This window comes from Pseudomonas sp. NPDC007930, from assembly GCF_042958985.1.
Classification (GTDB): domain Bacteria; phylum Pseudomonadota; class Gammaproteobacteria; order Pseudomonadales; family Pseudomonadaceae; genus Aquipseudomonas.
Map to the genome: position 1 here is coordinate 559,982 of NZ_JBIBKC010000003.1, position 12,720 is coordinate 572,701.

Annotated in this window: 11 protein-coding genes; 4 read left to right on the forward strand and 7 right to left on the reverse strand. The window is 68.9% G+C overall.

Annotated features, from left to right (window positions below; translation table 11 throughout):
* Nucleotides 1-36: 36 nt before the first annotated feature.
* The 6 genes from urtA to cbiE all read right to left on the reverse strand — a co-directional run bounded on the left by urtA (nt 37) and on the right by cbiE (nt 5,425).
* Complete coding sequence (urtA, locus tag ACFZCE_RS10105) at nt 37-1,302, reverse strand: urea ABC transporter substrate-binding protein (RefSeq protein WP_390938503.1); 1,266 nt, start codon at nt 1,300-1,302, stop codon at nt 37-39.
* Between the two features lie 195 nt (nt 1,303-1,497).
* Complete coding sequence (locus tag ACFZCE_RS10110) at nt 1,498-2,190, reverse strand: N-acetylglucosamine transferase (RefSeq protein WP_390938505.1); 693 nt, start codon at nt 2,188-2,190, stop codon at nt 1,498-1,500.
* A gap of 14 nt (nt 2,191-2,204) precedes the next feature.
* Complete coding sequence (locus ACFZCE_RS10115) at nt 2,205-2,876, reverse strand: hypothetical protein (protein WP_390938507.1); 672 nt, start codon at nt 2,874-2,876, stop codon at nt 2,205-2,207.
* Nucleotides 2,877-2,970: 94 nt separating this feature from the next.
* On the reverse strand, nt 2,971-3,447 hold the full coding sequence (locus tag ACFZCE_RS10120) for a copper chaperone PCu(A)C (protein WP_390938509.1): 477 nt from the start codon (nt 3,445-3,447) through the stop codon (nt 2,971-2,973).
* A gap of 54 nt (nt 3,448-3,501) precedes the next feature.
* Complete coding sequence (locus tag ACFZCE_RS10125) at nt 3,502-4,221, reverse strand: cobalt-precorrin-6A reductase (RefSeq protein ID WP_390938511.1); 720 nt, start codon at nt 4,219-4,221, stop codon at nt 3,502-3,504.
* Nucleotides 4,214-5,425, reverse strand: coding sequence for a precorrin-6y C5,15-methyltransferase (decarboxylating) subunit CbiE (gene cbiE / locus ACFZCE_RS10130; protein ID WP_390938513.1), 1,212 nt, complete (start codon nt 5,423-5,425; stop codon nt 4,214-4,216). Before cbiE ends, ACFZCE_RS10125 begins: the two co-directional genes overlap by 8 nt.
* A 125-nt stretch (nt 5,426-5,550) precedes the next feature.
* Between cbiE and cobG the strand changes: the two genes are divergently transcribed.
* The 4 genes from cobG to cobJ are packed head-to-tail and all read left to right on the forward strand — an operon-like array spanning nt 5,551 to nt 9,834.
* Nucleotides 5,551-6,837 (forward strand): precorrin-3B synthase, encoded by a 1,287-nt coding sequence (gene cobG, locus ACFZCE_RS10135; protein ID WP_390938515.1) that lies wholly within the window; start codon nt 5,551-5,553, stop codon nt 6,835-6,837.
* The gene (locus tag ACFZCE_RS10140; RefSeq protein WP_390938517.1) at nt 6,834-7,460 is read left to right on the forward strand and encodes a precorrin-8X methylmutase; all 627 of its coding nucleotides are present in this window, start codon (nt 6,834-6,836) and stop codon (nt 7,458-7,460) included. The genes cobG and ACFZCE_RS10140 overlap by 4 nt, the downstream gene beginning before the upstream one ends.
* Nucleotides 7,457-8,185 (forward strand): precorrin-2 C(20)-methyltransferase, encoded by a 729-nt coding sequence (locus ACFZCE_RS10145; RefSeq protein WP_390938519.1) that lies wholly within the window; start codon nt 7,457-7,459, stop codon nt 8,183-8,185. The genes ACFZCE_RS10140 and ACFZCE_RS10145 overlap by 4 nt, the downstream gene beginning before the upstream one ends.
* A complete protein-coding gene (gene cobJ / locus ACFZCE_RS10150; protein WP_390938521.1) occupies nt 8,182-9,834 on the forward strand; it encodes a precorrin-3B C(17)-methyltransferase in 1,653 nt (550 codons plus the stop codon). Before ACFZCE_RS10145 ends, cobJ begins: the two co-directional genes overlap by 4 nt.
* A gap of 21 nt (nt 9,835-9,855) precedes the next feature.
* Here the strand turns inward: cobJ and ACFZCE_RS10155 are convergent, their stop codons facing one another.
* Nucleotides 9,856-12,645 carry a response regulator gene (locus ACFZCE_RS10155; protein WP_390938523.1) on the reverse strand — a complete coding sequence of 930 codons (2,790 nt, stop codon included), beginning with the start codon at nt 12,643-12,645 and terminating at the stop codon, nt 9,856-9,858.
* Nucleotides 12,646-12,720: the final 75 nt, after the last annotated feature.

Consider the following 12,720-nt stretch of genomic DNA (forward strand, 5'->3'; position numbering starts at 1 on the left):
CGGGGGCAGGGGCCCCCGGAACGGGTGGGGTCAGGCTCAGTTGCTCTTGACCGGGTGGTCAGGCTTGCTTTCGTTGCCCGGAATGTACGGGCTCCACGGCTGGGCGCGGATCGGCTCTTTGGTTTGCCAGACCACGTTGAACTGCCCGTCGTCCTGGATTTCGCCGATCATCACCGGCTTGTGCAGGTGGTGGTTGGTCTTGTCCATGGTCAGGGTGAAGCCCGACGGCGCGGCGAAGGTTTGCCCGGCCATGGCCTCGCGGACCTTGTCGACGTCGGTGGACTTGGCCTTGTTGGCGGCCTGGGCCCACATGTGGATGCCCACGTAGGTGGCTTCCATCGGGTCGTTGGTCACCACGGTGCTGGCGTTGGGGAGGTTCTTGGCCTTGGCGTAGGCCTTCCAGGCGGCGACGAACTTCTTGTTCTCGGCGTTATCCACCGACTCGAAGTAGTTCCATGCGGCCAGGTTGCCCACCAGCGGCTTGGTGTCGATGCCGCGCAGTTCTTCTTCGCCCACCGAGAACGCCACCACCGGTACGTCGGTGGCTTTCAGGCCCTGGTTGGCCAGTTCCTTGTAGAACGGCACGTTGGAGTCGCCGTTGACGGTGGAGATGACCGCGGTCTTGCCGCCGGCGGAGAACTTCTTGATGTTCGCCACGATGGTTTGGTAATCGCTGTGGCCGAAGGGGGTGTACACCTCTTCGATGTCGCTGTCTTTCACCCCTTTGGAGTGCAGGAAGGCGCGCAGGATCTTGTTGGTGGTGCGCGGGTACACGTAGTCGGTGCCCAGCAGGAAGAACCGCTTGGCGCTGCCGCCTTCTTCGCTCATCAGGTATTCCACCGCCGGGATGGCCTGCTGGTTCGGCGCGGCGCCGGTGTAGAACACGTTCGGCGACATCTCTTCGCCTTCATATTGCACCGGGTAGAACAGCAGCCCGTTGAGCTCTTCGAACACCGGCAGCACCGACTTGCGCGACACCGAAGTCCAGCAACCGAACACCACCGAGACTTTATCCTGGGTCAGCAGTTGGCGGGCTTTTTCCGCGAACAGCGGCCAGTTGGAGGCGGGGTCGACCACCACCGGCTCGAGCATCTTGCCGTTTACCCCGCCGGCCTTGTTGATTTCGTCGATGGTCATCAGGGCCATGTCTTTCAACGAGGTCTCGGAAATGGCCATGGTCCCGGAAAGCGAATGCAGGATGCCGACCTTGATGGTTTCCGCGGCCTGGGCGGTCCAGGTCAGCCCCATCGCGGCGATAGAGGCCGAGAGGGTAAAAGCCTTGAGCAAACTGCGGCGCTTCATGTGCGATCTCTCCGTTGATGCAATGTTTGTGGTTATCGGCAGCGTATGGCTGATAAAGCCCATAGCAAGGCTTGTGCCTAAACCGAGCGGAGCGCTCTGGCGTGGGAGTTGACGGGTTGGTCAGGTAAGGCGCTGCACTGGGGTGGTGCGCCCCGGCGGGCATGGTGCGTGCGCCGGGGCCAACTTGGGGCGGGGTCAGTGGGCGGGGGGTAGCGGCAGGCCGAAGCGCTGCAGGGTGGCTTGCTCGTCGGCACCGATGGCCGCGCCGTTGAGGCGTTCACTGTAGCGTTGCAGGTCGGCCTTGGCTTCGGCGCGCTCGCCCAGCCCTTCATAGGCCAGTGCCCGGCTGTAATAGGCCCAGGCGTAGCCGGGCTGCTTGATCAGGCCGGCGCTGAGCGCCTCGGCGGCCTCGTGGTAGCGCTGCAGGCCGTTCAGCGCGCGGCCCATGTGGTAGTAGGTGGGCATGTTGAAGCCACGGCCCTTGCCCGCTTCGCCGAGGCCTTGGTCGAGGTTGGCCTGCACCAGCTTCAGGGCTTCGGCGTAGTTGCCGCTTTCGGTATAGATGCGGCTCAGCTCCAGGGTTGCCCAGCCGTTGGCCGGTGGCGCAACCTCGATCGAGGCGCGCTTGGCGGCGATGGCCTCGGGGTAGCGCTTGAGGTTGGTGTAGCCATCGGCCTGGAGGCTCAGCACCAGGGCCCTGGCCGCGGGGGGCAGCGCGGGGTTGCCCAGGCACAGCTCGGCCTGGGTCACTTCGGCCTGGTATTGCTTGGCGGTGACCAGCGCCGGCAGGCTGCGGCATGCTTGCTGGGCGGGGGTGGGCGCAGGGCGGGTGGCGCAGCCGGCCAGCATGGCCGCGGCGCCGATCAGGGTAAGCAGGCGGTATCGCATGGTGGGCTCCGGGGTCAGTCGAGCAGGTGGGCGTTCAGGTCTGGGCGGTACACCTGCAGCAGCGGCGCGGTCACCGTGCCTTGCAGGGAGCACAGCAGCGTGACCTGGCCACGCAGCTCAGGGGTGGTGTCTTTGCCGGAGATCTCCAGCACACGCTCGACGAAACCGAACGGGGTGGCCACGCCCGAGCCAATCGGGTTGTCGGTGCGCCACTGGTCGATCGGGTCACCCACCCGGCGCATCTCGCTGCGCACTTGCTCGCCACGCTCCAGGCCCATGCGGGCGTGGTCGGCGATCAGCGGCGCCAAGCGTTCGGCCACGGTCTTGGCGTCACCCTCGGCGGTGAAGCCCCAGTACAACAGGTTGCCTTGCTCGCCGAGGCTGCTGGCCTCGTTGTAATAGCCGGTCAGGCGCACGCCATTGACCACCAGTGGGTGCTCGAACGCCTGGTAGCGGCCACCGGGTTGCAGGGGGTTCATCACCCGTGGGCTGGCCACGTCACCCTGGCGGCTGAGCACGACCGTGGCCGCGGGCAATTGCACCTTGGCCAGTGTGCTGAACAGTTGGCTGTCGCAATGGCTAAAGGCGCTGAACACTTGGGTGGCCGCATCGGCAGCCTGCGCGTGAGGGGCGCAGGCCATGGCCAAGGCGGCCGCGGCAGGCAGAAAAAGCCGGTACATCGACATGGGCGTCATCCGTATACGCACTGAAGGGGGCGGCAATGTAACAGCTTGAAAACATTGCTGCCGTGCGTAGTTGGCGTTTTTTTGCGGGCGGCGATCAGTGGCTGTGAGCGCTCGCCGGCGCATCGCTGAGCACGTCGACCTCAACGGTAATGTCGCCGCCGCGCTGGAAGTGCAAGGTCAGCGGGAACTGCTGGCCGGCCTGCAATTGCGTGCGGTCTTCGGCGAGGTCCATCAGCATCACGTGGTAGCCCATCGGCTTGAACGCCACGCTGCCGGCGGCGGGTACCAGCACGCTGTCGACCGCTTGCATCTTCATCATGCCGTCTTGGCCCACGTGCTGGTGCATGCTCGCCTGGCCGGCGAGGGGGGTGTCTACGCCCAGCAGCACGTCGTTTTCGGTGCCGCTGTTGCTGATGCTGAAGTAGGCCGCCGCGGTGGCGGAATTCGGCGGCAGCGCCTGCGACCAAGGCTGCTGGATGGTCAGGGTGCCAAGGGTGTAATCCTGCGCGGTGGCAACGCCGGCCAGGGTGAGCAACGAAAAACAGCAGGCCAGCCGTGGCAGAAGGTTCATCGAAGCGGTCCGGGTAATGAGGTACGGGCTATTAAGCCTGAACCCCGGGGGAAGTCATAGTGCCGCCAGCAGCGCCGCGGCGCTGCTGAAGCTGCGATCTACCACGGGTAATTCCGGGCGGCGCAGCACCAGTACCGGCAGGCCCAGTTCCCGGGCCACTTGCAGCTTGGGTTCGGTGGCGCCGCTGCCGCTGTTCTTGCTGATCAGCACGTCGACCTGGCACCGGGCAAACAGCGCCCGCTCGCCCTCCAGGGTGAACGGCCCACGGGCGCCGATCACCTCGCAACGCGCATTGCCCGGGCAGGCCTCCAGGGCGCGCAGGGTCCAGAACTGCCCGGCGGGGATGCTCCCGAGGTGCTGCAGCGGCTCCCGGCCGAGGGTGAACAACGGCCGGGCAAAGGGCCGCAGCGCCGCCAGCACCCCGGCCCAATCGGCGACCTCGCGCCAGTCATCGCCGGCCTGTGGCTGCCAGCCCGGGCGGCGCACCGCCCAACACGGCACGCCGCAGGCCTCGGCGGCCCACGCGGCGTTGTGGCTGATTTGCGCGGCATAGGGGTGGGTGGCGTCGATCAACAGGCCAATGCCCTGCGCGCGCATAAAGGCCGCCAGGCCTTCGGCGCCGCCGTAGCCGCCCACCCGCACCTGGCAGGCCAGGCCCTCGGGTACCCGGCCGATCCCGGCAAGGCTGTAGATCGCCGAGGCCGGCAGTTGGCGGGCGATGGCCAGGCCTTCGCCGGTGCCGCCGAGCACCAGCAGGCGAGGTGGGTTAAGCATCGTCGGGCTTGGCCTGTTCGAGGAGGGTGATCGGCAGCGCCTGGCGCCAGGTGTCGAAACTGCCCAAGGGTTGCGCCTGGGCCAGGTGCAGGCGGGTGAGCTCGCCGCCGTGGGCTTCGCGCCAGGCCATCAGGGCCATTTCGCTTTGCAGGGTGACGGCGTTGGCCACCAGCCGGCCGCCGGGCTTCAGCGCCGCCCAGCAGGCTTGCAGCACACCCGGCACGGTGACCCCGCCGCCGATGAAGATCGCATCCGGCGCCGGCAGCCCGGCCAGCGCCTCGGGCGCATGCCCGCGCACCAGTTGCAGGCCGGGCACGCCGAGGGCGCCACGGTTGTATTCGATATGGCCTTGGCGGCCCTCGTTGGCCTCGATGGCCACTGCCCGGCAGGCCGGGTGGCTGCGCATCCATTCGATGCCCACCGAGCCGGAACCGGCGCCGACGTCCCAGAGCAGCTCACCGGGTTGCGGCGCCAGGTGGGCGAGGGTGATCGCGCGCACGTCGCGCTTGGTGATCTGCCCGTCGTGGCGGAAGGCGGCATCCGGCAAGCCGGGTACCCGGCCCAGCCGAGGGGTATCGGCGGCGGCGCGCAGGTCGAGCGCGATCAGGTTCAGGCGCGCCACCGGTTGTGCCGGCCAGTGCTCGGCGAGGGTGGCCAGGCAGCGTTCCTGGGGGCCGCCGAGGTGTTCGTAAACGGTCATCTCGCTGCGGCCAAAGCCGCGCTCACACAGCAGCGCCGCCACCTGGCCAGGGGTGTGTTGGTCGCTGCTCAGCACCAGCAGGCGCTGGCCCGCGTACAACTCGGCGTTCAGCCGCTGCACGGGTTTGCCCACCAGCGACACGATGCCGCAGTCGGCCAGCGCCCAGCCCAACCGCGCGGCGGCCAGCGAGCAGGACGACGGCGCCGGCAGGATGTTCAGCTCGGCGATCGGCAACTGCCGCGCCAGCGAGGCGCCGACCCCGTGCAGCATCGGGTCGCCACTGGCCAGCACGCACACTGGGCTGCCGCGTTCGGCCAGCACCGGCGCCAGGCTGAAAGGGCTGGGCCAGAGCACCCGCTCGGCGCCGATGCAGCGCGGCAGCAGGGCCAGTTGGCGCTCGCCGCCGTACACCCGCGCCGCCTGCAGCAGGGCGCGCCGGGCCAGCTTGCCGAGCCCGCTGTAGCCGTCTTCACCGATCCCGACGACGGTCAGCCACGCCACCATGAAAATTCCTCATGTAATACCCATCCGGCCGGCCGTGTTTTCATGCGGCGCGGCAAAGCAGGCATAATATCGCGCCTTGAAACACTTCTCTTAACCGTTTTGCGGACCCTGCATTGAACGAGCCCGTGCCTCCTAGCCCCCTTCGGCCCTCGGCGTGCCCCAGCCTGCTGCGCATCGTGCACGCGCGCGACGGTGGCATTTGCCGGGTCAAGCTGGCTGGCGGCGTGCTGCCCGCGCAGCAGGCCGAGGCCTTGGCGGATGCCGCGCAGCGCTACAGCGGTGGCGTGCTGGAGGCTACCAACCGCGCCAACCTGCAGGTGCGCGGCATCGGTGCCGAAGCGCCGGCCTTGCAGCAGGCGTTGCTCGCCGCCGGCTTGGGCAGCGCCCACCCCGCGGGCGACGATGTGCGCAACCTGATGCTCAGCCCGCTGGCCGGGCGTTGCCCCGCCCAGGCGCTGGACGTGCGGCCGTTGGCGGCGCAGTTGCTGCGGGTGCTCGAGGGCGAGCCGCGCTACCACGGGTTGTCGGCCAAGTTCGCCGTGCAGCTCGACGGCGGCGAGGCCCTGGCCTGCCTGGACCACCCCCATGACCTGTGGCTCACGCCGCTGTGGTGGGAGGGGCAATGGCAGTTCGGCCTGGGCCTGGCCAGCAGCGTGGCCGGCGGGCAGTGCGTCGCGGTGCTGGCGCCGGCGCAGGCGCTGGCGGGGCTGCTGGCGGTGCTCGAGCGTTTTCTCGCCTTGGCCGGTACCGAGCAGTCGCGCATGCGCCAGTTGCTCGGCGCGGTCGGCCTCGAGGCTTTCATGGCGCCGCTGGGCCTGCGCCGGATCGCGCAGCCGGTGCCGCCACGGCCCACCGCGGCGGCACTGGGCATTCACCCTCAAGCCGAGCCCGGGCGGGTGGCGGTCGGCGCGCAGTTTGTGCTTGGCCGCTTCCGCGCCAGCCAGTTGCAGGCCCTGGCTGGGCTGGCGCGGCGGCTGGGCAGCGGTGTGCTGCACTTCACCCCCTGGCAGGGCCTGCTGCTGCCCGATGTGGCCGCGCCCCAGGCCGGCGAGGCCCAGGCGGCGCTGCGCGAGCTGGGCCTGCTGACAGACCCCCAGGCGCCGCTGGCAGCGCTGGTGGCCTGCAGCGGCAGTGAGGGCTGCGCCAAGGCCCAGGCCGACACCAAGGCCGACGCCCACCACCTGGCCACCCTGCTGGCGCCGGCCCGCGCGGTGCACCTGTCGGGCTGCCCACGGGCCTGCGCCGGCGCCCATGGCGCGCCTTACACCCTGCTGGCGGTAGCCCCCGGCCGGTATGACCTTTTCATTCGCGACGCGGCGCACGCCGGCCTTGGCCGCCTGCGTGCCCGCGAGCTGACCTTGCAAGCGGCGGCCACCTTATTGAACGGCCTCCCACGGAGCGACACCCGATGATCGACTACATCCGCGATGGCCAAGAAATCTATCGCAACTCCTTCGCCACCATTCGCGCGGAGGCCCGCCTGGAGCGGATCCCGGCCGATCTGGAAAAACTCGCGGTGCGGGTGATCCATGCCTGCGGCATGGTCGACGTGGTCGACGACCTGGCCTTTAGCGAAGGCGCCGGGCACGCCGGGCGCAAGGCCTTGCTGGCCGGCGCGCCGATCCTCTGCGACGCGCACATGGTGGCCTCGGGCATCACCGCCGCGCGCCTGCCGGCGAACAACCCGGTGCTCTGCACCCTGCGCGATGAGCGCGTGCCGGCCTTGGCCAAGGCCCAGGGCAACACCCGCTCGGCGGTGGCCCTGGAGTACTGGCGCGAGCACCTCGAAGGCAGCGTGGTGGTGATCGGCAACGCCCCCACGGCGCTGTTCTACCTGCTCGAGATGCTCGATGCCGGGGCGCCGAAGCCGGCGCTGATTCTCGGCTTCCCGGTGGGCTTCATCGGCGCCGCCGAGTCCAAGGCGATGCTCGCCGCCGACAGCCGTGGCGTGCCCTTCGTGGTGGTGCATGGCCGCCGCGGCGGCAGCGCCATGGCGGCGGCGGCGGTCAATGCCCTCGCCTCGGAGGTGGAATGATGGCCGGCCGCCTGTTTGGCCTGGGCGTGGGCCCTGGCGACCCTGAGCTGATCACCGTCAAGGCCCTGCGCCTGCTGCGCGAAACCCCGGTGGTGGGGTACTTCGTGGCCAAGGGCAAGAAGGGCAATGCCTTTGGCATCATCGAACAACACCTGCAGCCAGCGCAGCACCTGCTGCCGTTGGTGTACCCGGTGACCACCGAGGTGCTGCCGGCGCCGCTCTCTTACGAGCAGGTGATCAGCGACTTCTACGACGAGGCCGCCGAAACCGTGGCCGCGCACCTGGACGCCGGCCGCGACGTGGCGGTGATCTGCGAAGGTGACCCGTTCTTCTACGGCTCGTACATGTACCTGCACGACCGCCTGGCCGAGCGCTATGCCACCGAGGTGGTGCCGGGGGTGTGCTCGATGCTCGGCGGCGCCTCGGTGCTCGGTGCCCCACTGGTGTACCGCAACCAGTCGTTGTCGGTGCTCTCCGGGGTGCTGCCGGCCGATGAGCTCAAGCGCCGCCTGGCCGACGCCGACGCGGCGGTGGTGATGAAACTGGGGCGCAACTTCCCCAAGGTGCACGCCGTGCTGCAAGCGCTGGGCCTGGCCGAGCGCGCGCTGTACGTGGAGCGCGCGACCATGGCCAACCAGAAGATCGTGCCATTGGCAGAGGTCGACCCGCATTCGTCGCCGTACTTTTCGTTGATCGTGGTACCGGGCGAGCGGTGGCAGGGATGAGCACCTTCAGCCCCGCCATCGTGCTGCTTGGCCAGCACGGCCTAGCCACCGCCCGGCAGCTGCAGGCCCTCTACCCGCAGGCGCGGGTGCTTGGCCTGGCCGCGCGGGTGCAGGGCGCCGATGAGGCGTTCGAGCACTTTGGCGATACCCTGCGCCAGCTGTACCGCGCCAACACGCCGATCATCGCGCTGTGCGCCGCTGGCATCGTGATTCGCACCCTGGCCGCCGAGTTGCTGGAAAAAACCGCCGAGCCGCCGGTGCTGGCGCTGGCCGAAGACGGCAGCGCGGTGGTGCCGTTGCTCGGTGGCCTCAGTGGGGTGAACCGCATGGCCCGCGAGGTGGGCGCGCACCTTCAGGTGGCCGCCGCGATCACCACCAGTGGCGAGCTGCGCTTTGGCACCTGCCTGCTCAACCCCCCCGAGGGCTATGTGTTGGCGGATGTAGAACAGGGCAAGCGTTTTGTCTCCGACCTGCTCGGTGGCGAAGCCCTGCGCCTCGACGGCGCCGCGCCCTGGTTGGAAGCCGCCGGGCTGCCGCAAGCGCCGGGCGCACGGCTGGCGGTGAAGGTCAGCGCGCAGGCCCAGGGCAGCGCCGATGAGCTGTTGATCCACCCGCGGGCCGTGCTGGTGGCGGTGCATGCAGCCGGTGCCGACCTGGCCCAGCGCATCGACCAGGCCTTGGCCGCGGCGGGCTATGCCAAGGCCGCGCTGGGTTGCCTGCTGGCGCCACCGGCGATGATGGCCGACAGCGCGCTGCACGCCTTGGCGGCGCAGTTGGGCGTGCCATTGCGCTTCAACCCGGTGCTGCCCGCCGCCACGGCCCCCGGCCTGGGGCTGGTGCTGCATGGCCAGCCGCTGCAGGCCGACGCCCATGGCCAGCGCCGCGGGCGCCTGGCGGTGGTCGGCCTGGGCCCGGGTTCGGTGCAGTTGATGGCCCCGGCGGTGCGCAGCGAGCTGGCCCGTGCCGAGGATGTACTCGGCTATGAAACCTACGTGCGCATGGCCGGGCCGTTTCGCGATGACCAGGTGCTGCACTGCACCGACAACCGTGAAGAACTGCAGCGCGCCCGGCATGCCTTCGAGCTGGCGGCGCAAGGCCGCTCGGTGGTGGTGGTGTCGTCTGGGGACCCTGGCGTGTTCGCCATGGCCAGCGCCGTGCTCGAAGCCTTGGACGCGTCGCAGAACGAGGCCTGGCAACGGGTAGACCTGCAAATCCTGCCGGGTATTTCCGCGTCGCTGGCCACCGCGGCCTGGGCCGGGGCGCCGCTGGGGCACGACTTCTGCCTGATCTCGCTGTCAGACAACCTCAAGCCCTGGGCGACCATCGAACAGCGCCTGCACTTGGCGGGCGAGGCCGACATGGCCATGGCCTTCTACAACCCGATTTCCCGTTCACGGCCCTGGCAATTGGGGCGGGCGCTGGAGATCCTGCGTGAACACCGCGGCCCGCAAACGCCGGTGGTGCTCGGCCGCGACGTCGCCCGGCCCGGCCAGGCGCTGCGGGTGGTGACCTTGGCTGAGCTGGTACCGGAGATGGTCGACATGCGCACCATGGTCATCGTCGGCAGTTCGACCACCCGCTGCATCCCTCGCCCCGAGGGCGCGCCGTGGGTGTACACGCCGCGCTGGTACCCCGCCGCGCCGCAGTGATGGCCTGGCGCTGCGGCCGCCTCAGGGGCGGGCGGCCTCGGCGTTAGGCCGCCCGTCACGCTGCGCCACCCAATGTTCGACCAGCTCGCGCAGTTGCGACAACTCCACCGGCTTGGCCATGTGGCCGTCCATGCCGGCCTGGCGCGCGCGCTCCTTGTGCTCGCTGAGGATGTGCGCGGTCAGCGCCACGATCGGCGTGCGTGGGCGCTGGTTGCCCAGCTCCCAGGCGCGCAACTGCTGGGTGGCGCTGAAGCCGTCGAGCACGGGCATTTCGCAGTCCATCAAGACCAGGTCGTAACGCTGGGCCTTCATCGCGCGCAGGGCTTCCTCGCCGTTGCTGGCGGTGTCGGGCTGCAGGTTGAGCTTGCCGAGCATGCCGCGGATCACCTTGGTGGAGATGGAGTTGTCTTCGGCCACCAGAATGCGGAAGTCTGGCGGCAGCCCCGGCTCGCTCGGCGCCGGCTCGGCGCGGCCGATCAGGGTGGGCGCCGGCACCGCGCCTTCGCCGCGTTGGGCGAGTTCGTCGGCCAGGGTGGTTTTCAGCGTATAGCCGGCCACCGGCTTGGCGAGGATGCGCTTGACCCCGGCGTTGCGGGCGATGATCTTGCTCGGCGCATTGCTGATGCCGGTGAGCATGATCACCAGGATGTCGTGGCTCAGGCTGGGGTCTTCCTTGATTTTCGCCGCCAGTTGCATGCCGGTCATGCCGGGCATGTTCTGGTCGAGCAGCACCACGTCGAAATAATCGCGCAGGTGCGCCTTGGTGCGCAGCAACGCCAGGGCCTCTTTGCCCGAGGCTGCCGCGCTGACGCTCATGCCCCAGGCGCTGCACTGCTGCACCAGCACCTTGCGGCAGGTTTCGTTGTCGTCGACCACCAGCACGCGGGCGTCTTTCAGCGGGCCGTCGAGATCGGCGATGCCGTGTTCCATGCGCAGTGGGTCGAGGGGTAAGGTCAGCCAGAAGGTACTGCCCTGGTGGCTGCCGCTTTTTACCCCGAATTCGCCGCTCATCAGCGCCACCAGTTGGCGGGCGATCAGCAGGCCCAGGTGGTGCGCGCTGGGTTTGTCGGTGGCGAGCAGGTCTTGGCTGCGCAGCGGCGCGTGCAGCATGGCCTCGCGCTCGCTGTCGGGCAGCGGCGTGCCGCTGTCTTGCACGGCAATGCGCAGCCGCGGCGGGCCGCTGCGCTGGTCGAGTGCCACGGCGATCAGCACTTCGCCCTGGTCAGTGCGCTTGAGGGCGTTTTCGAGCATGGCCAGCAAGGCCTGGCGCAGGCGCGTTGGGTCGCCGCTGATCACCCTCGGCACCTGCGGCTGGGTGAAGCTGATCAGCTCGACGTTCTGCTGTTCGGCCTTGCCACGGAAGATGTTCAGGCAGTCGTCGATCAGCGCGTTGAGGTCGAACTGCACGTCATCGAGTTCAATTTGCCCAGATTCGATCTTGGAGATGTCGAGGATTTCGTTGATCAGCGTGAGCAGCTCGTTGCCGGCGCTGTGGATGGTCTGCACGTAGTCGCGCTGCTTCACCGACAACGGCGTGCCCAGCAGCAGTTCGGTCATGCCCAGCACGCCGTTCATGGGGGTGCGGATTTCATGGCTGAGCTTGGCCAGGAACTCCGCCTTGGCGTTGTTCTCGGCGATGCTCGCGGCTTGCTCGCGGCTGGCGCTGGAGCGCTCGTCGCTGATCCGCCGCAGGCGGATGGTCAGCGCCAGGTTGAGCATGAAGCCCGACACCACCGCGCAGCCCAGCAGGCCGAAGATCAACCACTGCGCCGGCACCCGGGTCAGCCCGAGCAGGGCCGGCATCACGATCACAAAGGCCAGGCTGGCCAGGCCCATGCTCAGGGCGAACACCTTGCCCGGCAGGTAGTGGTGGCGGGTGTTCAAACAGGCGCTGGCGAACATGCACAGGCAGGTCAGGGCCACCAGCACGTAGGTGATGAAGTTCATCGGCAGGGTGCTGACGAACAACAGCAGCAGGCTGCACAGGGCGATCAGCAGGACCATCCCCAGCAACAGGCGGTAAAGCCCCGGCTGGCGGCGCAGGCTGAAGAACCGCAAGGTGAAGAACAGCCCGCACACCGCCGCGGCGAGCATGCACAGGTACGCCGCCGGCGTGCGCGCCGGCCCCCAGGGGATCAGCCCCGGCAGGCCGAAGTTCATCAGCACCATGGCGCTGGCCAGCACCAGCGCCTGGCAGGCGGCCAGCCACAGGCTGCTGGTGGAGCGGCTGTAGGCATAGCGGCTGAGGTTGTGCAGGATCAGCATCGCCATGCCGCCCACCAACAGGCCGAACAGCAGGGTTTGGCGCTGGTCGGCGGCGGCGTCGATGGCGTTTTCGAGGGTCAGGCTGGGGCGCACCTGGTGTTCGGACACCAGCCGCAGGTACAGGTCCAGCGGCTGCTGGGCCAGCGGCAGGGCCAACAGGGTGTCGCCGGTACGCGGCGGCGGCTGGTCGCCGGGGCTGCCGTAGCCGCTTTGGCGGTGCAGCAGCAATTGCTCGCCGTCGAGCACGTAAAGGTCGAGGCGGGCGAGGTCGGGGGCGAACAGCCGTAGCAGTTGTTCATGGCGCATCGGTGGCAGGCGGTAGTGCAGCCACAGGGCGCTTTGTGGGGGGGCGGCGTTGAGCTGGCGCAGGTCCAGCGGGGCGAACTGGTTCTGGTAGCGGTCGGAGCGCACGTCGTTCAGTTGCAGGCTGCCCTGGTCGTCGACCAACGTTAGCCAACCGCTGCCAGTGTCGGCGCGTGCCGCGGGCAGGCCGGCCCAACAGAGCAGGGTGGTCAGCAGTAACAGGGCAATCCTGGGCCGCAGCACGGAGAAATCCTTGTCGAGTAGATCGCTACAGTATAACCACGCCTGCTCCAGCAGGTGCCTGGCCCGGCGCAAAAC

Bases quoted from the DNA above. Each gene is read 5' to 3' on its own strand.
- urtA (WP_390938503.1), bottom strand. From the start codon at position 1,302: ATGAAGCGCCGCAGTTTGCTCAAGGCTTTTACCCTCTCGGCCTCTATC.
- ACFZCE_RS10110 (WP_390938505.1), bottom strand. From the start codon at position 2,190: ATGCGATACCGCCTGCTTACCCTGATCGGCGCCGCGGCCATGCTGGCC.
- ACFZCE_RS10115 (WP_390938507.1), bottom strand. From the start codon at position 2,876: ATGTCGATGTACCGGCTTTTTCTGCCTGCCGCGGCCGCCTTGGCCATG.
- ACFZCE_RS10120 (WP_390938509.1), bottom strand. From the start codon at position 3,447: ATGAACCTTCTGCCACGGCTGGCCTGCTGTTTTTCGTTGCTCACCCTG.
- ACFZCE_RS10125 (WP_390938511.1), bottom strand. From the start codon at position 4,221: ATGCTTAACCCACCTCGCCTGCTGGTGCTCGGCGGCACCGGCGAAGGC.
- cbiE (WP_390938513.1), bottom strand. From the start codon at position 5,425: ATGGTGGCGTGGCTGACCGTCGTCGGGATCGGTGAAGACGGCTACAGC.
- ACFZCE_RS10140 (WP_390938517.1), top strand. From the start codon at position 6,834: ATGATCGACTACATCCGCGATGGCCAAGAAATCTATCGCAACTCCTTC.
- ACFZCE_RS10145 (WP_390938519.1), top strand. From the start codon at position 7,457: ATGATGGCCGGCCGCCTGTTTGGCCTGGGCGTGGGCCCTGGCGACCCT.
- cobJ (WP_390938521.1), top strand. From the start codon at position 8,182: ATGAGCACCTTCAGCCCCGCCATCGTGCTGCTTGGCCAGCACGGCCTA.